This window comes from Sulfitobacter sediminivivens (genome assembly GCF_042611115.2).
GTDB classification, from domain to species: domain Bacteria; phylum Pseudomonadota; class Alphaproteobacteria; order Rhodobacterales; family Rhodobacteraceae; genus Sulfitobacter; species Sulfitobacter sediminivivens.
The window spans coordinates 80,549-97,441 of the sequence record NZ_JBHGAR020000002.1; the positions used below are offsets into that span (position 1 = coordinate 80,549).

The 16,893-nt window shown below is 56.1% G+C and carries 18 protein-coding genes; 10 read left to right on the forward strand and 8 right to left on the reverse strand.

Annotated elements, in window-relative coordinates:
• Positions 1-100: 100 nt before the first annotated feature.
• From ACEWL3_RS02700 to ACEWL3_RS02745, 10 genes are read left to right on the forward strand one after another with little or no spacing between them, the layout of a single operon-like run.
• Positions 101-1,066, forward strand: a complete 966-nt coding sequence (locus ACEWL3_RS02700) for a carbamate kinase (RefSeq protein ID WP_435000489.1) — start codon at positions 101-103, stop codon at positions 1,064-1,066.
• Between the two features lie 9 nt (positions 1,067-1,075).
• Positions 1,076-2,470, forward strand: coding sequence for a F0F1 ATP synthase subunit beta (atpD, locus tag ACEWL3_RS02705; RefSeq protein WP_435000490.1), 1,395 nt, complete (start codon positions 1,076-1,078; stop codon positions 2,468-2,470).
• Positions 2,467-2,877, forward strand: a complete 411-nt coding sequence (locus ACEWL3_RS02710) for an ATPase (protein WP_386177490.1) — start codon at positions 2,467-2,469, stop codon at positions 2,875-2,877. Before atpD ends, ACEWL3_RS02710 begins: the two co-directional genes overlap by 4 nt.
• Entirely contained in the window at positions 2,874-3,161 is a 288-nt protein-coding gene (locus ACEWL3_RS02715) for an AtpZ/AtpI family protein (RefSeq protein ID WP_386177491.1), read from the forward strand. Before ACEWL3_RS02710 ends, ACEWL3_RS02715 begins: the two co-directional genes overlap by 4 nt.
• Positions 3,158-3,457, forward strand: a complete 300-nt coding sequence (locus ACEWL3_RS02720) for an ATP synthase subunit AtpR (protein ID WP_386177492.1) — start codon at positions 3,158-3,160, stop codon at positions 3,455-3,457. The genes ACEWL3_RS02715 and ACEWL3_RS02720 overlap by 4 nt, the downstream gene beginning before the upstream one ends.
• Complete coding sequence (locus tag ACEWL3_RS02725) at positions 3,454-4,149, forward strand: F0F1 ATP synthase subunit A (protein WP_386177493.1); 696 nt, start codon at positions 3,454-3,456, stop codon at positions 4,147-4,149. The genes ACEWL3_RS02720 and ACEWL3_RS02725 overlap by 4 nt, the downstream gene beginning before the upstream one ends.
• Positions 4,146-4,433: a F0F1 ATP synthase subunit C gene (locus tag ACEWL3_RS02730; protein WP_386177494.1), complete on the forward strand. Its 288-nt coding sequence runs from the start codon at positions 4,146-4,148 to the stop codon at positions 4,431-4,433. The genes ACEWL3_RS02725 and ACEWL3_RS02730 overlap by 4 nt, the downstream gene beginning before the upstream one ends.
• Before the next feature lie 3 nt (positions 4,434-4,436).
• Positions 4,437-5,207, forward strand: a complete 771-nt coding sequence (locus ACEWL3_RS02735) for a F0F1 ATP synthase subunit B family protein (RefSeq protein WP_386177495.1) — start codon at positions 4,437-4,439, stop codon at positions 5,205-5,207.
• On the forward strand, positions 5,197-6,735 hold the full coding sequence (locus tag ACEWL3_RS02740; RefSeq protein WP_386177496.1) for a F0F1 ATP synthase subunit alpha: 1,539 nt from the start codon (positions 5,197-5,199) through the stop codon (positions 6,733-6,735). Before ACEWL3_RS02735 ends, ACEWL3_RS02740 begins: the two co-directional genes overlap by 11 nt.
• Positions 6,719-7,612, forward strand: coding sequence for a F0F1 ATP synthase subunit gamma (locus ACEWL3_RS02745; protein WP_386177497.1), 894 nt, complete (start codon positions 6,719-6,721; stop codon positions 7,610-7,612). The genes ACEWL3_RS02740 and ACEWL3_RS02745 overlap by 17 nt, the downstream gene beginning before the upstream one ends.
• A gap of 116 nt (positions 7,613-7,728) precedes the next feature.
• Here ACEWL3_RS02745 and ACEWL3_RS02750 read toward each other — a convergent pair whose 3' ends face one another.
• The 8 genes from ACEWL3_RS02750 to ACEWL3_RS02785 form a co-directional block, all read right to left on the reverse strand.
• Positions 7,729-8,652: a helix-hairpin-helix domain-containing protein gene (locus ACEWL3_RS02750; protein ID WP_435000491.1), complete on the reverse strand. Its 924-nt coding sequence runs from the start codon at positions 8,650-8,652 to the stop codon at positions 7,729-7,731.
• Between the two features lie 32 nt (positions 8,653-8,684).
• Positions 8,685-9,113 (reverse strand): hypothetical protein, encoded by a 429-nt coding sequence (locus ACEWL3_RS02755; RefSeq protein ID WP_435000492.1) that lies wholly within the window; start codon positions 9,111-9,113, stop codon positions 8,685-8,687.
• Between the two features lie 220 nt (positions 9,114-9,333).
• On the reverse strand, positions 9,334-10,131 hold the full coding sequence (locus ACEWL3_RS02760) for a hypothetical protein (protein WP_386177500.1): 798 nt from the start codon (positions 10,129-10,131) through the stop codon (positions 9,334-9,336).
• On the reverse strand, positions 10,131-12,587 hold the full coding sequence (locus ACEWL3_RS02765; protein WP_386177501.1) for a Lon protease family protein: 2,457 nt from the start codon (positions 12,585-12,587) through the stop codon (positions 10,131-10,133). Before ACEWL3_RS02765 ends, ACEWL3_RS02760 begins: the two co-directional genes overlap by 1 nt.
• A gap of 466 nt (positions 12,588-13,053) precedes the next feature.
• A complete protein-coding gene (locus tag ACEWL3_RS02770; RefSeq protein WP_386177502.1) occupies positions 13,054-13,722 on the reverse strand; it encodes a cupin domain-containing protein in 669 nt (222 codons plus the stop codon).
• 112 nt (positions 13,723-13,834) lie between these two features.
• Complete coding sequence (locus ACEWL3_RS02775) at positions 13,835-14,611, reverse strand: ATP-binding cassette domain-containing protein (RefSeq protein ID WP_386177503.1); 777 nt, start codon at positions 14,609-14,611, stop codon at positions 13,835-13,837.
• A complete protein-coding gene (locus ACEWL3_RS02780; RefSeq protein WP_386177504.1) occupies positions 14,611-15,723 on the reverse strand; it encodes an ABC transporter permease in 1,113 nt (370 codons plus the stop codon). The genes ACEWL3_RS02775 and ACEWL3_RS02780 overlap by 1 nt, the downstream gene beginning before the upstream one ends.
• Before the next feature lie 81 nt (positions 15,724-15,804).
• A complete protein-coding gene (locus tag ACEWL3_RS02785; protein WP_386177505.1) occupies positions 15,805-16,755 on the reverse strand; it encodes a sugar ABC transporter substrate-binding protein in 951 nt (316 codons plus the stop codon).
• Positions 16,756-16,893: the final 138 nt, after the last annotated feature.

The following is a 16,893-nucleotide window of genomic DNA, read 5'->3' on the forward strand; positions in this document are numbered from 1 at the left end:
ACGCAGGTGTCACCTGTGGACCGAAGGAGAAGGCCAATGCCAAAAGATTTGACCATATCCATAGCACAAACGGGCGTCTCGATCTTTTGTAGTCGGGCGCATGACCGGATGCACACAATCACGGTGGTTCTTTTCGCCACATCGGGGGCGTGAGATGTTGGTTGTCGCTGCTGTCGGTGGAAACGTACTTTTGCAAAGGGGGCAGCCTCTGACCGCAGAAACGCAACGGGCCAATGTCAAAACGGCGGCGCAGTCGCTGGCGCAGATTGTGCAGGCCGGTCATCAGTTAATCGTCACCCACGGCAATGGCCCGCAGGTGGGGTTACTGGCGTCGCAGGGCGCTGCCTATAGCCAAGCTGAAGCCTACCCTCTGGATGTGCTGGGGGCCGAAACCGAAGGGATGATCGGTTACCTAATCGAACAGGAACTGGAAAATGCGCTTGGTCACGATCACGCGGTTGCTACACTTTTGACGCAGGTGATTGTGGATGCTCACGACATCGCTTTTGGCACGCCGACCAAATTCGTGGGCCCAACTTACACCAAGGACGAAGCGGAGGCGCGGGCCAAGGCAGCGGACTGGACCATCGCACAGGATGGTGCATGCTGGCGACGCGTCGTTGCGTCACCCGAACCGGTCGAAATCCCTGATTTGCGGGTGGTGCGAATGCTGCTTGATCAGGGCGTGATCGTAATCTGCGCAGGCGGCGGTGGGATCCCGGTGATACGCCGCGCTGACGGCAGCCTGATCGGGGTCGAGGCAGTGGTCGACAAAGATGCTGCCAGTGCGCTTTTGGCTGCCGATATCGGCGCGGACGCCTTGTTACTGTTGACGGATGTGGATGCTGTCTACCAAGGCTTTGGAACTGACGCCGCCATTCCGCTCCGCCATCTGACACCAAATGAGGGCCGTGCGCTTGATGTGCCGGCGGGGTCGATGGGCCCCAAACTGGCGGCTGCATGCGATCTTGCGGATCGTGGCGGCGTTTCCGGCATTGGCCGGCTGACAGATGCGCTGGCAATCCTTGATGGCACGGCGGGCACCTGCGTGTCCCAGAAAAACTGAGGCAAACGGATGGCACTTAAGACCCCTTTGAATCCCGACTCAATGACCGATGGCCGCATCGCGGCCATTCGTGGTGGCGTTGTTGATGTAAAGTTTGATGGGCCAGTTCCGAGCATCCATGACTTGCTTTATGTGGGCAAGATCGCGCTGGAAGTGGCCGGGTTGATCGGCAACGGTATGGTCCGGGCCATTGCCATGGCACCGGTGCGTGGGCTTGGCCTTGGCATGACAGTGCGGGCGACAGGGGGGCCGATCCACGTTCCGGTTGGAGACGCTGTTTTGGGCCGAATGCTGGACGTCTTCGGCGCGCCGATTGATGATCGTCCGGCCCCGATGGCAACCGAATACCGATCGATCCATCAATCTCCACCCAAGCTCAGCGACCGTGTGCTGCATTCCCAGATCCTCGAAACTGGAATCAAGGCCATTGATCTGCTCTCTCCCATCGAACGGGGCGGTAAAACCGGATTGTTCGGCGGGGCGGGCGTGGGCAAGACCGTTCTGATCACCGAATTGATCAATAACACCGTAGAGCGCCACAAGGGCGTGAGCCTGTTTTGTGGCATCGGCGAACGCTCACGCGAAGCCGAGGAATTGTACCGCGAAATGGGTGTGGCAGGCGTGCGAGAGAAAACAGTGATGCTTTTCGGCCAGATGAACGAGGCCCCGGGCGTGCGATTTCTGGTGGGCAACACTGCGCTGACGATGGCCGAATATTTCCGCGACGACAAAGGGCAAGACGTCTTGCTGCTGATCGACAACATCTTTCGGTTCGTCCAGGCCGGGTCCGAGGTGTCGGGCCTGATGGGGCGGATGCCGTCACGTGTTGGCTATCAGCCGACGCTGGCCACAGAACTGGCGGCACTTGAGGAACGCATAACATCCACAATCCGCGGTGCCATCACATCCATTCAGGCGGTCTACGTGCCCGCCGACGATTTTACCGACCCGGCAGCGGCGCATATCTTTTCGCATCTGTCCGCCTCCGTGGTCCTGTCGCGCAAACGGGCAAGTGAGGGGCTCTATCCAGCGGTTGATCCACTCGCGTCTGCATCGGTGATGTTGACGCCTTCGGTCGTGGGACAGCGGCATTACGACATTGCGCGCGCCGTGCGCCGGACGCTGGCCGAATACGAAGAATTGCGCGACATCATCGCCATGCTCGGACTTGAGGAATTGTCGTCGGCCGATCGCGCCACTGTGGCGCGGGCGCGGCGGCTGGAGCGGTTTCTGACGCAGCCCTTTTTCACGACGGGGTCGTTCAGCGGAATGGACGGCAAGCGGGTGGCGATCGAGGACACGCTGACCGGTTGCGAGACCATCCTCGCGCAGACGCAATTCGATCGCCCTGAGAGCGCCTATTACATGATTGGTGGCCTTGATGATCTAGAGGCCAACCCATGAGTATGGCACCTGACATGAAAGTTACGCTGCGCCTGCCAACCCACACGCTATTTGAGGGACAGGCAACACGCCTGACAGCGATGGGACAGAACGGCGCATTCGGCATCTGGCCCAATCATGTGGATTTCGTCACTGTACTGGTCCCGTCGGTCATGACGCTGCGCCTAGTCGACGGGTCTGAAGAAATTTTTGGCATCGACGAAGGTCTGCTGGTCAAGAAAGGACAAAAGGTTTCTGTTGCCACCCTGCGCGGAGTCCGTGGTGATGATCTGGGCAATCTGCGAGAAACTGTTGAGGCAAGTTTCGTCCAAATGGATGAAGAGGAGCGTCAGGCCCGATCCGCCCTGTCGCGACTTGAAGCCAATATGGTCCGGCGGTTCGCCGAATTGCAAAGGTCGTGGCAATGACACCGAAACCCGACAAAGCCACCGAAGAAATCGCCCGCCAGGCCAGGCGAATGAAATCCACACGCGATCATCCGTCGCCAAGCCCGCTGCGCGGCATCGGTACATTCGGCATGATCGGTTGGTCCGTCGCGGTGCCTACGGTCGGCGGAGCATTTCTCGGCCTTTGGCTGGATCGTGTGGCCCCACAGAGTTTTTCCTGGACCATCGCTTTGATCCTAGGCGGCGTCGTCCTGGGCGCGTTCATTGCCGCTGCGTGGATCAACAAAGAAGGAGGCGAACGATGATACACATTGACTGGTTAACCATGATGCTTGGCCTTGCGGTCGGCAGCATTATGGGGGCCGCCTTTTTCATCGGGCTGGCTTTTGGGATGCGGCTTGCCCTAAAGGCCCGAAACCCGATCAAAATTCTGGCACTCAGCGCAGCTTTGCGGATCTCTGGCTTGCTTGGGGTTGGTTGGATCGTCGTAGGGCTGGGCGGGCTATGGGCCGCTCTTGGGTACGCAACCGCGTTCTTTTTCGCGCGTTTCATCGCCACGACCTTTGTAGGCACAGGCGCACCTGCCGGAGGCGCGCCGTGAATCTGTCGCCCGATCAAACGATCATATTCGACGTATGGGGATATCCCATCAACGCGACCATCTTTTTCACCTGGGTCGTGATGGCGCTGCTGACGGTCGCTTCAATGGTCATTACCCGCAAACTGCAGCCGGATGTACCGCCAAACCGATGGCGCACAATGCTCGAAGTGATTGTGCAAGGCATCCAAGGACAGATTCAGGAAATCGCCCCCGGCCCGTCACGCTACCTGTTGTATTTCGCAGGGACGTTGTTTCTGTTCATCGCCGTCTCAAATCTGCTTTTGGTTATTCCGGGCTTTGATCCGCCCACATCATCCCTGTCGACGACAACAGCACTGGCGATTTCAGTTCTCATTGCGGTCCCGCTCTTTGGTGTGATCAGCCGAGGTCTTGGTGGGTATCTCAAGACCTATCTGGAACCGTCTTTCGTCATGCTTCCCTTCAATATCATTGCAGAGTTTTCGCGTGGTATCTCACTTGCCATCCGGCTTTACGGGAACATCATGAGCGGTGCCGTGATTGCGGCGATCCTGCTTAGCGTGGCACCATTCTTTTTCCCGGTGGTGATGGATGTGCTTGGCCTTCTGACCGGGATCATTCAGGCCTATATCTTCGCGATTTTAGCGACGGTCTACATCTCCAGCGCTACCGGTGCGCCGACCCCTTCCCAGCCCGAAAAGGACACGCCATGACAGACCTTGGAATCATCGCCGCCATCTCCATTTTCACAGCGGGACTGACCGTCTCATTCGGCGCTATCGGTCCAGCGCTCGGCGAAGGACGCGCCGCCGCGACGGCACTGAGCGCGATTGCCCAGCAGCCCGACGCCGCCTCGAATATCTCGCGGACCCTGTTTGTGAGCCTCGCCATGATCGAGTCGACAGCGATCTATTGTTTTGTCGTTGCCATGATCCTGATTTTTGCAAATCCTTTCTGGAACACGGCTGTGGCTGCGGCAAAAGCGGCAGGTGGCTGAGCCATGTCCATCGACTGGATCACTGTTGCTGCACAGATCGCCAACTTTCTGGTTCTGGTCTGGCTCTTGAAGCGGTTTCTCTACCGCCCGATTCTGGACGGTATTGACGCAAGAGAGGCTGAGATCACCAATAGGATGCAAGAGGCTGTCGAGGCCAAGGATCAGGCAGCGGCAATCGAAGCAGAGTACCGCGAAAAGAAGCGGGCTCTGCAAGTTGCGCAGTCCGAGATGTCTGAAACGATCCGCAAAACCGCCGAGGAAAAGCGCGATGCACTGTTGGCCGAAGCGCGCCAGCGGATGGAACAGGAACATGTCAGCTTGCAGGCGCATCTGGACGAAGAAGCCCGTCAATATGCCACCAAGATGCATCATGCCGGGGCCGGTGCGTTACTGTCACTCACGCGCAAGGCGCTCATTGATCTGTCGGATGAAACGCTGGAAGAACGGATGGCGCGGCACCTTGTTCAGCAAATCAAACCGATGGCGGCAGATCTGCAACATGCGGCCGGTGAGGTGATTGTTGCTGTGATGACAAGTCATGAGCCGTTGCCGAAATCGGCGCAAGATGGCTTTGCTACCGAACTGAAGGCTGTGTTCCCTGATGTTTCAGTGGAATTCGCCACGGATGTAGATCAAGCGCCGGGTGTGGTGCTTCGCATGGGTGGGGCGCAGTTGGCTTGGACTGTGGACTCTTACATTGATGAACTTGAATCGCTGATTGGCAAGCGGCTCGCCGGAGGTTCCGAGTTGAAAGTGCAGCCTCGTGAGCAGTGACACCATCAAACAGGGTGCCGGTCCTGAGGCCCTCTTGAAGGTTCTTCTGGACAGTCCGGCCCCTTCGCCAACGCTCAGTGAAATCGGGCAGGTTGCCGAGTTGGCTGACGGAATTGCCATTGTAACGGGGCTGGAACGGGCCTTGTCGGACGAAGTGCTGCGCTTTGAGAGAGGCGTGCAAGGCATCGTGCTTGATCTTGAACCGGGACGTCTGGACGTTGTTCTATTGGGACCGTCTGATCGTGTTGCGGTGGGCTCAAGCGTTCTACGGACGCGCTCTGTGGTCAGCACCAAGGTTGGCCCTGCACTTTTGGGGCGGGTTGTGGATGCACTTGGTGAACCACAAGACGGCAAAGGCGCGATCAAGGCAGAGGCCTCGCGCCCTGTTGAAGCCGAGGCACCGAAGATCCTTGATCGACAGGCCATTACTCGGCCTCTGGCGACAGGCATCAAAACCGTAGATGCCGCAGTGCCAATTGGCCTCGGGCAGCGGCAACTGGTGATCGGGGACAGGCAGACCGGCAAAACATCATTGGCGGTCGATGCGATCTTGAACCAGAAAAGCACCGACATAATCTGCATCTATTGTGCCATCGGGCAACGCGGCGACGCGGTTGCCAAGGTGATCGGTGCGATCCGCGAGGGCGGTATGATGGCGCGATCTGTCATCATATCGGCCAGCGATGAAGATGCGACAGGGCTTGCCTATATCGCGCCCTATGCCGCGCTGACCATTTCGGAGTATTTCTCAGGTCAGGGTCGCGATGTGCTGGTTGTGCTTGACGATCTGACCCACCACGCCCGATCTTACCGGGAATTGTCGCTATTGCTGCGCCGTCCGCCGGGGCGGGAGGCTTTTCCTGGCGATATTTTTCACATCCACGCGCGTTTATTGGAGCGTGCGGGCCAGTTCACGGAATCCGCTGGCGGTGGGTCGATCACGGTTCTGCCGGTTGTCGAAACGCAGGCGGAAAACCTGTCCGCGTATATTCCGACCAATCTCATTTCGATAACCGATGGTCAGATATATCTGTCGCCACGCCTTGTGCGCAAAAATCAGTTTCCTGCTGTCGATCTGGGGGTGTCAGTCTCAAGGGTTGGCGGCAAGGCACAAAGCAAGGCGTTTCGATCCGTGGCCGGAAATCTACGCGTGACCCTGTCACAATTTGAAGAGCTGGAGGATTTTGCCCGTTTTGGTACACGGCTGGACGACGCAACACGCGCCCGACTGACACGGGGTGCCGCGGTCCGGGCCTCGTTACGACAGACCGAACGCGACCCAACCCCCGCCATCGAACAGCTGACCGTTCTGGTTGCCGCGATGGACGGCCAATTCGATGGGTTGAGCGAGGCTGACACCCTTGCGACCATGGTCTCCCTCAGAACCGCTGCTGCACGTGATCTGGAAGATATTGCCGAATTGATCAGGCGGAACGAGCCCTTTGACGACAACGTCCGCGCCCGGGTCGTCGCACTTGGAAAGCAAGTCCGTGAAACAATGGGAGGGCAAAATGGCGCAGACGCTTGAGGCGCTGTCACGGCGCACAACCAGTATGCAGGGCATTCGCAGCGTTGTTCACACAATGAAAACCTTATCGGCAATCAATTCTGCGCCCTATGAGCACGCGGCCCGCGCTATCGAAGCCTATCATCACACGGTGCTGGACGGCTTGCATGCCCTGCTGTCGCAATCAGGGCCGTTGGATCGTGCGACTGCGGCCGTGGCTCAGCGGGTGGTGGTCGTATTCGGATCGGATCATGGTTTGTGCGGCAACTATAATGAGGCACTTGCCACGCATGTTGCGCAATACATTTATACAAGCAGTGACAAGGCAACGACCGTTCTTTGTGTTGGAGCGCAAATGACGGATGCGCTGGCGGGCAATGGCATTAGCGTGGAAAAAGCGTTCTTTCCGCCAGCATCCGTCGACGGGATAGGACGTCTGGCAAACCTTCTGACCCAGAAACTGGACGATTTGCAGCGTCGCAGTCACCCGCGTGACATCGCCGTCTCGCTTGCTTATTTCGCGCGCAAGGATGGCGGAATGCAGGCCCCTGAATTAATGCCCTTGCTGCCTCTTGATAGCGCACTTGTACGGGATCTCGGGTCAAAGCCCTGGGTCTCGCGCAGCCTGCCATACTTTTCAATGCCGCAAGACGATCTTTTGAGGGCACTGGTCAGGGGCCATCTGTTTGCCAGCATTTTCCGGGCTGCTGCAGAAGCGATGGTGACTGAGAATGCAGCGCGGCTTGCGCTGATGCAGCAGGCGGAACAATCGGTCGACGACAGGCTGGAAGAATTGAAGTCAGATACGCGCGCTGTGCGGCAATCCGAAATAACCACCGAGCTTCTTGATGTGATAATCGGGTATGAGGCCCTAAAAAAGCGAGCACCGATAAACTAACGCAGACACTGTGAGCACTAGAGACCTCTGACTTGTCATGCTTATCACTTGAATCAGGAACCAATTATTTTCGCAGCCATACCCTATCCGGCGTGCGCCAGCGCTTGAGGCGAGGCTTAAACTCCGTAGAATTCCGCGCAGAATTTTTCCCGCCCGCGCACAATGCGCCGCCCGTCTAATGCGCCACCGTGTTGCGTGATGACGGTGGCCTGACCTTCGGCATGGCCGTCGCGTTCAAAATAGATGACGACCCAGTCACGGGTTCTTCCGTACTGATGCGCCGAAGCCGAGTTGGAATAGAGCGCGGTGAACTGCCATTGGCCGCGCTCGGTGTGCAATATGGGGATGCGGCGATTCCCGGTTTCGTTAAAGCGGCGCGGCTTGATGGCAGGTAGGGCATCCGCCGCGCTGCGGTATTCCTGATCCACAGCCAGAATATCGGCAATGGACGGCTCTGCAGTTCCCTTTCTTGGTCCCGATGGTCGCCGTCGCGCCAGCAGATCATTCAGGGAATGGCGGATGCTGTCGACACGCCGCTGGCCCATTCCCTTGACTGATTTCAGTCGACCATCGACGGCCGCGGCTTCCAGAGCTTCCAACGTGTCAATATGCAGCTCATCATGGATTGCGCGTGCAAGTGTCGGGCCAATCATTGGGACGGTCTGAAACAGTTTTTCGGGGTCTAAAGACCCACGTAACCGGTCCAGAACGCCCAAGGCACCGGTATCAAGCAACTCGGCAATAGCGGCGGCGATAGACACGCCGATTGTCGGAAGATCCTCCAGCCCGCGTCCGCCCTGTATTTGATAGACAGTGCGGATCGGATCAGGCAGTGTTGCGACATAGTTTGCGGCCTCTCGATAGGCCCTCACGCGAAATTGCGCAGCGGCCTGTTGGTCAAGCAGGTCGGCGACTTCTCTCAGCTTTTCCGCGACAAAGACGTTCTCCGCAATCGGGCTGGTTTCAATAAGCTGCGCTGCCATTGGTGGTTGCCTTTCCATATACTTCAGGCAGCTTAAAACGATGATCTGTGTGCGCATTGATCGTTGTCAAATCGGCGCAAATGACAGTCTTAGTTCATAAAAAGGGTGGGACCGACCAGGGTCGCAACACACGTGACCAGCCTGATGAAGGCGGAAGAAACCAGCAAGCTGGTCAACGCAATCGCAATCAGAGCAGGAGCATCCTTGAATGACTGCAAAACAGTTGGCAGATCACCAATGAGTTCGGGTTGGTGCCATTTCCCCGCAAATCTGACTTTCCCGACAATCCCCCAGACCGCAATCAATCGGGTGAATAGAATGATCATTACCAGGAAGAACCAAAACGGCAACGACACGTTTGTTGGAAATTGGCCCGTGCACCCCATAGCGATTGCTGAGGTCAAAATAACTGCTGCAGAAATCATTAAAGTTCCGGTGCTGACCGTCAGCGAAGGTACCTTAAACGCAGCCTCGACAAACGCCGTTTCTCCAACGCTTCGCTGAAAGGGGTCTGACAATTCGGCAATGCTGCCTGAGCCAAGCAACCTGACGAGAGCGGCCAACAGAAATGACGATGGAGCTTTTTGTCATGCCCGAGCGGCGGTTGTGCCGACAAGCACAATTGTACCGGCACCAATTGCGATGCCCAGCCCGTAAAAGATCAAAAGCGGAAGGGTGATGGCGCGTCTCAGGGTCGGAGTTGCGCTTGCATCCGCAAAGTGCACGCGGTTTTAGAACTTATGAACCACCATTGCGACCTGCCATATCGGCGAGGGGCGGAATATGTGTGCTGTGTTCGAGCATTGCGTTCATTCCGGACATGCCAAACACCAGCAGAGGGCAGCGGGCGACTTCAAGAAGTCGCGCAAGATCATCCAGATTGTGAATGGGTCCTTGTGTCAGATCCACAAGCACGGCTTGCGCATTTGTGCGTGTGAGGGCCTTTAGCGCGTCATCAAAAGTCTTAAACTGAAACACTTCTGGATGCCGCTTTGCAGTTGGCCGGTCGACGCCTTTATCGACTGAAAATACCATTCGATCTGCTGATAATTGTTGTGCCAGGCGATTGGACGCCTCTCTCACGGCGTCACTTGGATGATGGGTTGCTTCGAGAACGACAATTTTTCCCGGTATCTTGTGGACCTGGCGGTATCCAATCACAAGAATGTCCCAACCTGTGGCAGCACGAAGTGCCGTACCGACAAGCTCGCCCCTGTCTTGTGCAAAAACCCAATCAGCGCCTGTTGGACCCGCGGTGTGTGCCAAAGACCTCTGAAACGCCCGCGCATCCGCTTTTAGAAGTGTGCGCATCTGCGAGTGAGTGGGTGCCAGACTTGTTGCGCCGCTGACCAGCACGATGCGTTGATTTGGTATTTGGCATGAGGCAAGTGTGTCGACCTCTTCAATCAAAATGCCACCAAGTCCGGCTTGGAACGCATTGGGCAATTGCGCGACAACACGCAGCGCCGCGGCGGCGTCAGCAAAAGAGCCTGCACCGACGAGAATGCGCAGGCCCGGACGAGGTGTTTCTGCCATCAGTCCGCCCCCCTGTCAGGTTGCTTGTGATCCCGAGCCGCAAAACGGCGGCGGTTTTCGGCAAAGCTGCGCAACTGTGCTTCGACCAGACCATTGATGCTGTCAGGAGGGAATTCACCGCTGCGTCCACGTTTTCCAGCGGACGTCCCCGTCAGCACTTCTATGCCCTGATCAATCGTCTTGATCGGAATGACCCGGAATGTGCCGGCCTTGGCAGCGTCGACGACATCACGACGCAGCATAAGATGATCGACATTTGATGCTGGAATGAGAACCCCCTGTTTGCCGGTTAATCCGCGCGCATGACATACGTCATAGAACCCTTCAATCTTTTCGTTTACGCCGCCAATCGCCTGCACCTCTCCGTTCTGGTTCACTGACCCGGTAACGGCGAACGCCTGACGGATCGGAACACCTGACAGGGCCGACAGCAACGCATAAAGTTCAGCCGATGACGCACTGTCACCGTCAATACCGCCATAGCTTTGTTCAAAGACCAGGCTTGCATGCAAAGACATCGGGACATCCAGCGCAAATCGGGTGGCAAGATAGCTGCTCAGAATGAGCACACCCTTTGAATGCAGAGGGCCGCCAAGCTCTACCTCGCGTTCAATATCAATCAATTTGCCCGCGCCCATACGCGCGTGCGCCGTAATCCGTGAAGGACGGCCAAAATGGTGCGTACCAATTCCGACAACCGAGAGGCCATTAACCTGACCGACCGCACGGCCACTTGTATCGATCAGAACTATTTCGCGTGTGATGGCTTCCTGCATGCGCTCCTTGATGCGCGACGATCTGAGCGTTGCCTGTTGGATCACCTGTTTGATGTCGCTGTCTGCAATCAAGCTACGTTTTTGCTGCGCTGCATAAAAATCGGCTTCGCGCATAACATCTGCCAATGCGCCCAGTTCAAGCGTGAGCTTCTTGGCGTCGTCGGCAAGCCGTACGGCGTGATCAAGCAGCGCCGCGACGGCCGCGGCCGTCATTGGCCTCAAACCTTGACTGTTTGCATGTCCGGCCACAATTCTTGCCAGTGCGCGCGTGTTTTTGGCGGTGCGGGGCAGGTCGTCCTCAAAATCAGCCTGTATCTTGAAAAGCTGACCAAACTCGGGATCAAGAAGAACCAGCAGCATGTGAAGCCGTCGATCGCCGACCAGCACCACGCGGACATCCAGCGGGATCGGATCAGGTTCAAGCGTAATGGTAGAGGACAGGCTAAGGCGATCCGCGAGCGATGTGATCGAAATCGAATGGCTTTGCAAACAACGTTTGAGACCATCCCATGCATAGGGTTCCGACAACAGGCGCTGGGCATCCAGAACCAGATAGCCGCCATTCGCACGGTGCAATGCACCCGGCTTGATCAGGGTGAAATTGGTGGCCAGAGTTCCCATTTCAGAAACATGTTCGATCCGACCGGTCAGGTTGTTGAGCGAAGGCAGGTCTTCCCTGACAATTGGTGCGGATCGTGGACCCGCGTCATGAGTAACCATGATATTCACGGCATATCGGTTAAATATTGGATCTTTGTGATACTTGCGGATGACTTCCGGAAACGGGCCGGTGTTGCCCGCCCCTTTGGACACCAGAAACAGATCGGCATTTGACACCATGTCTGTGCGCACCTGTTCCAGATAGGAGCCGATATTTGCATTATCCAAAAATTCAGCTTCGACTTCACGCACCCTAAGAGAAACAACACGTTCGGCCATTTCCGCGTGCAGCGCCTCTACCTTCTGCCTGTGCTCCTTTTCCAACTGCGATCCATTTTTCAGAATGCTGGCTAGATGTTCTTGCAGTTCTTCGATTTTTGCATCGATCTCAGACCGTTGTTCGGGCGTCAGCGCTTCGTAGACCTCTGGCTTAATCGGCTTGCCATCAACAATCGCCGACAGCATGAACCCCATCGGCGTCCTCAACAGCGCCACATTCTCAGCCTGTGCACGTTCTGCAAATTCGGCAATTGGCACCTCGTGCTTTTGCCCGAATTCTTCTTCAATGGCGCGCCGCTGGGTCTGATATTCCTCGGATTCGAACAATGCCGGAATTTCAATTGCAAGATCATCGACCAAACGCTGCATCGCTGATTTCAGCGTGGCGGCGGTGCCGGGGTCCAGCTTCATCGCGTTCGGTTTATGCGGGGCCTCAAAATTGTTGACGTACACCCAGTCGCAAGGTTTCGGGCGGCTTTCTGCGGCTTTTGATAGCAATTGATCAACCACCGTATGACGCCCCGTACCCTCGCGCCCCAAGACATATAAATTGAAGTCTTTGCAGGCGATTTCGGCGGACAGTTTAATCGCACCGATGGCCCGATCCTGGCCAATGAGTCCCGGCGCGGGTTTGAGCTTGGCAGTCGTTGTAAAGCCTAGTGTCCCGGGGTCGCATTCCGCGCGCAGGCGCCGGGGGGGCAAGCCCGTTGGTATGCCTGACTTGTTGGATGTTTTGCGCATCACATCACCTTCCCCAGGCTCTTATATGATCGGCAAACTTAGGGCCATTATTTGGGCAGGGGGCGGGCACCGAACCAGCCTGAAGAATTTCAATGCATTCGTCTCGGCCCCTGATCGCTCCCTCCAGCAAGGCTGCGCTTGGAAGACGCCGGATGACCTCTTGCGTATTGTTCTGCATGGCAATGCTCCGCCCATTTGTACCACCAGACTGCACATATCAACGCGAACTTCATTGATGCGTATCAATGCATTGAGTTGTTCTTGGGTTTGGGGAACACCGAGATAATTTCTTGAGGATGGAGGTCAAAAGCGTTGAGATAGAATTACACGAACCAGTGTCCGTGCGGAGCGTGATTTCTAAAGACAGCAGCCATAGGTCAACAGCTTGCGCCTGCATGGCTGAGGGGACGCATCGCCGGAGGTATCGTGCGCCAAGGCCTTCTGTTTGATGGCCCACACGGCACCATCAGATGGATGGCGGTTTTGCATCGGGCAGGTGGCCCGTCTTCATCCAGACTTTTGCGCCATCCTCACCTGCCACTGCGGTCAGCGATTGACCTTCTGGCAGGCGCAACCAAGCATGCTTGCCAAGTGTATCCCCATCTACGCTGACAGTGCCCGCGATGATCAGCACCTCAATCCCACCAGCATCCGCATTGACCAATAAAGCGCCTGCGTCTAGGTGGCTGTAAGTGACCGTTTCGCGGCTGTCTTTGTGCAAGACAGCAGTTGCAACGCCATCAATCGGCGCTTTCAATTCCGCAGCCATATCCTTGCGAAACTGGTTCCGATCATCCATGTCGAACTGCCAAAGTTTCACAAAGATTATGCAGCCAAGTTCAGAACCTGGGGTGTGTGATGTTGTAGGCGGGTTGCGCACATAAGTGCCTTCTGGAAAGTCGCCGTGTTCGTCCTGAAACACGCCATCAAGCACGATGAACTCTTCGCCACCCGTGTGGGTATGTGCCGAGAATTTGCTGTTGGGGGCATAGCGCACGATGCTGGTCGCACGCGCAACTTCACCCCCGATGCGGTCCAGCATGCGGCGGTCGACACCGGGCATCGGCGAGGCGTTCCATTCAAGCTGATCGGAATGAACAACCACGCGTTCGCGGAAATCTGCATTCAATTCCATTGCGTGTCCCTTCGGTGTGGTCGGCGGCGGTTCTCAATCAGCGAGGAGTTCGCTTCCGTCGCTCGTTTCTTAACCCGACATCCGCGGGCGTTCCACCTATAATTGCAGGGCGCTAAACGGTACCGCCAAGCGATCCCTCAAGCGTAGCCAACTCTTGCCCGCCAGCCATCATATCCTGCAACTCCTCTGGCGTTATTTCACCCTTACTGGCGGTGCCATAGGTTGTGCCGCGATTGAGAACAGTGAACCGATCACCGACAGCCATCGCGTGTCGAACATTGTGAGTGATAAACACAACTGAGATGCCCTGTTTGCGAACTTTGTCGACAGTGGCAAGCACATTGGCCGTCTGCCTGACGCCAAGTGCAGAAGTGGGTTCGTCAAGAATCAGAACCTTTGCGCCAAAATGCACTGCACGCGCAATGGCAACGGTTTGACGTTCGCCGCCCGAAAGGGTTCCAACCGCCTGATCGGGACCACGCAGGTTGATGCCCATTTCGCGCATTTCTGTCATTGTCGTTGCGTTGGCGTGGTCATGATCAAAGAACCGCAAACCGAACTTTTTCTTGATCGGCTCGTTTCCCATAAAGAAATTACGGCTCACTGACATCAGTGGAATCATCGCCAGATCCTGATAAACCGTGGCAATCCCGGCCGCAATGGAATCCCGCGGATCGTCAAAGTGCATGGGTTTGCCTTCAAACTTGATCTCACCCGAAGTGGGTTTGTGAACGCCCGACATGGTCTTGATGAATGTCGATTTCCCCGCACCGTTGTCACCCAGCAGGCAGTGACATTCTCCGGGGTAGAAGTCGATTGTGACACCGGCGAGCGCGATGACAGAGCCAAAGTGCTTTTGGATGTCTTGCATTTGAATGATCGGTTCCATCAGCGCTCTCCTGTGATCAATCGGCGAATATAGGTGTTCAGAATGACCGCGAGTAAAAGGATCACACCCAGAAACACCCGGAAAAGCGAGCTTTCTACATTGGCGAAAAACAGGCCCTGTTGCACGACCCCAAAGATCAATGCGCCAAGGGCCGCGCCGATGACCGACCCGTATCCACCCGTTAACAAAGCGCCGCCGATGACGACCGCAATGATCGCCTCAAATTCCTTGAGCAGGCCGCGATCAGCCCCCGCTGATCCAAATTCCATTACCTGGCAGACCGCGAATACGGTCGCGCAAAAGGCTGTGAACATGAACATTCTGATTTTGACGCGGTCCACAGGAACACCCGCATAGCGCGCGGCCTGGGCGTCACCTCCGGCGGCGAAAACCCAGTTTCCAAAGCGTGTGCGGGTCAACAACACATGCCCAAAGATCACCAATGCGATGGCCCAGATCATCAGCATCGGGATACCATCAACAACCGGTTCACCTGCGCGGTTGCCGCGGGTAAAAACACCAATGACGCCGATGTCCCCCAGCCACTGAAAGAACGGGCCACCGATCTTGGCACCGAACAGAGGTGCCAGCCAATCGCCCTCAGCGGCTTCTCGAATGCCGCCGATAATGGTTTTGGATTCGATTGTCTGGGGAATAAAAATCGTGAAACCACGCAGAATAAAAAGCGTCGCCAGAGTAACGATAAAACTGGGTAGCCCAGTTTTCACCACGATGTAGCCGTTCAGCCAGCCAAACGCGATGCAGATGACAAAAGTCACAATGATTGCAAGCCACATCGGCCACGCCATGACCACGCCAAAGATGGCGATCATCATGCCCGCAAATCCAATCATGGAACCAACGGAAAGATCAAATTCGCCAGCGATCATCAAAAGGCACGCACCCACCGCGATGATCATGAATTGCGCGGATACAATGGACCAGTTCATCACACCTTGCGCATTGAACATCCCGCTGTCGAAAGCGAACAGAATGAAAAATGTGAAGACAGCAACGGTACCGACCATGCCGCCCAATTCGGGGCGGATCAAGGCGCGCCGCAGGCCCGACATTTCCTTTATTCGTTCATCTGTGTTGGTGGCGTCTGACATCGTCTTGACCTTTATTCGGATGTGATTTCGAAAAAAGGGCGGCCTTGATGGTTTATCAGGGCCGCCCGGATTCAGATCGCTTTAGCGGAATTCGCCTGCAAACTTTTCAACCATTTCCAGAGCATCAGCTGTCACAAAGCCCGGGCCAGAGTTGATGTTGTTGCCGGGCAGAACGCCATACCGGTCATAGTTGGTCAGGACGACAACCGGCAGGTAGGCCTGCAGGAACGGCTGTTGGTCAATGCCCCACTTGATTGTGCCATCTTTGATACCGTTCACGATCTCTGTTCCCAGGTCAAATGTCCCGAAATAGATGTCGCCTGCGATACCCATTTCTTTGACCGCCAGAATGGTCGGGTCAGCAGAAGTTGGACCAAGCGTCAAAATCGCGTCCGTTTCGGGGTTTGCCGTCAGATAAGCGATCACACGGTTCTTGATTTCGGCAGGGTCTTGGCCGGAATCGATCATGGATGATCCCAGTTCAATCCCCAGACCGTCCGCAAAGCCACGGCAGCGTTCGGCGACGACTGTGTTCGAAATCACATGGTTGACGCAAACAAAAGACCCGACACCATCGCCCTTGGCGCGCAGACCCGCAGCAAAGCCGGCGTCATATTCGGGCTGACCAACGAACATCAATGCGCCAACTTCGCGCGTTTGCTCTGGTGTGCCGGAATTCATGATGATCACATTGATGCCTTGGTCGACAGCAGATTTGATTGGGCCGGACAAGACGTCAAAGTCCGCCAGCGTTGTAATGATCCCATTCGGATTTGACGCTGCGGCCTGTTCGATGATGCGCGCCATATCAGCCAGATCACCCGTGGGCGGATTCCGATATTCGACAGTTACGCCCATCTGTTCGCCGGCAAGTGCGATGCCATTCTTGATCGTGTTCCACCAGCTGTCGCTGTCAGGGGCGTGACTGACCAGAACATACTTCAGGTCATCGCCATGGCCATCTGCAGAGGCCATAAGTGGTGACAAGACCACCGCCGCTGTCAGCATCAATTTCTTCAAAATAGATTTCATATTTTCTTCCTCCCAAAAGCAAACTTGCTGTTTACAGAGCAGGCTTGAGCTGTCTCTGAGCAGGAGGGAACCATGGATTCGAATTTTTTGCAACCGGTTGCAAAAGGAATCGAATGGAATTTTACTGCAACCTCATGG

What these genes read in the sequence shown, in the direction of transcription:
- ACEWL3_RS02700 (WP_435000489.1), top strand. Translation starts at nt 101, where the DNA reads ATGACCGGATGCACACAATCACGGTGGTTCTTTTCGCCACATCGGGGG.
- atpD (WP_435000490.1), top strand. Translation starts at nt 1,076, where the DNA reads ATGGCACTTAAGACCCCTTTGAATCCCGACTCAATGACCGATGGCCGC.
- ACEWL3_RS02710 (WP_386177490.1), top strand. Translation starts at nt 2,467, where the DNA reads ATGAGTATGGCACCTGACATGAAAGTTACGCTGCGCCTGCCAACCCAC.
- ACEWL3_RS02715 (WP_386177491.1), top strand. Translation starts at nt 2,874, where the DNA reads ATGACACCGAAACCCGACAAAGCCACCGAAGAAATCGCCCGCCAGGCC.
- ACEWL3_RS02720 (WP_386177492.1), top strand. Translation starts at nt 3,158, where the DNA reads ATGATACACATTGACTGGTTAACCATGATGCTTGGCCTTGCGGTCGGC.
- ACEWL3_RS02730 (WP_386177494.1), top strand. Translation starts at nt 4,146, where the DNA reads ATGACAGACCTTGGAATCATCGCCGCCATCTCCATTTTCACAGCGGGA.
- ACEWL3_RS02735 (WP_386177495.1), top strand. Translation starts at nt 4,437, where the DNA reads ATGTCCATCGACTGGATCACTGTTGCTGCACAGATCGCCAACTTTCTG.
- ACEWL3_RS02745 (WP_386177497.1), top strand. Translation starts at nt 6,719, where the DNA reads ATGGCGCAGACGCTTGAGGCGCTGTCACGGCGCACAACCAGTATGCAG.
- ACEWL3_RS02750 (WP_435000491.1), bottom strand. Translation starts at nt 8,652, where the DNA reads ATGCGCACACAGATCATCGTTTTAAGCTGCCTGAAGTATATGGAAAGG.
- ACEWL3_RS02760 (WP_386177500.1), bottom strand. Translation starts at nt 10,131, where the DNA reads ATGGCAGAAACACCTCGTCCGGGCCTGCGCATTCTCGTCGGTGCAGGC.
- ACEWL3_RS02765 (WP_386177501.1), bottom strand. Translation starts at nt 12,587, where the DNA reads ATGCGCAAAACATCCAACAAGTCAGGCATACCAACGGGCTTGCCCCCC.
- ACEWL3_RS02770 (WP_386177502.1), bottom strand. Translation starts at nt 13,722, where the DNA reads ATGGAATTGAATGCAGATTTCCGCGAACGCGTGGTTGTTCATTCCGAT.
- ACEWL3_RS02775 (WP_386177503.1), bottom strand. Translation starts at nt 14,611, where the DNA reads ATGGAACCGATCATTCAAATGCAAGACATCCAAAAGCACTTTGGCTCT.
- ACEWL3_RS02780 (WP_386177504.1), bottom strand. Translation starts at nt 15,723, where the DNA reads ATGTCAGACGCCACCAACACAGATGAACGAATAAAGGAAATGTCGGGC.
- ACEWL3_RS02785 (WP_386177505.1), bottom strand. Translation starts at nt 16,755, where the DNA reads ATGAAATCTATTTTGAAGAAATTGATGCTGACAGCGGCGGTGGTCTTG.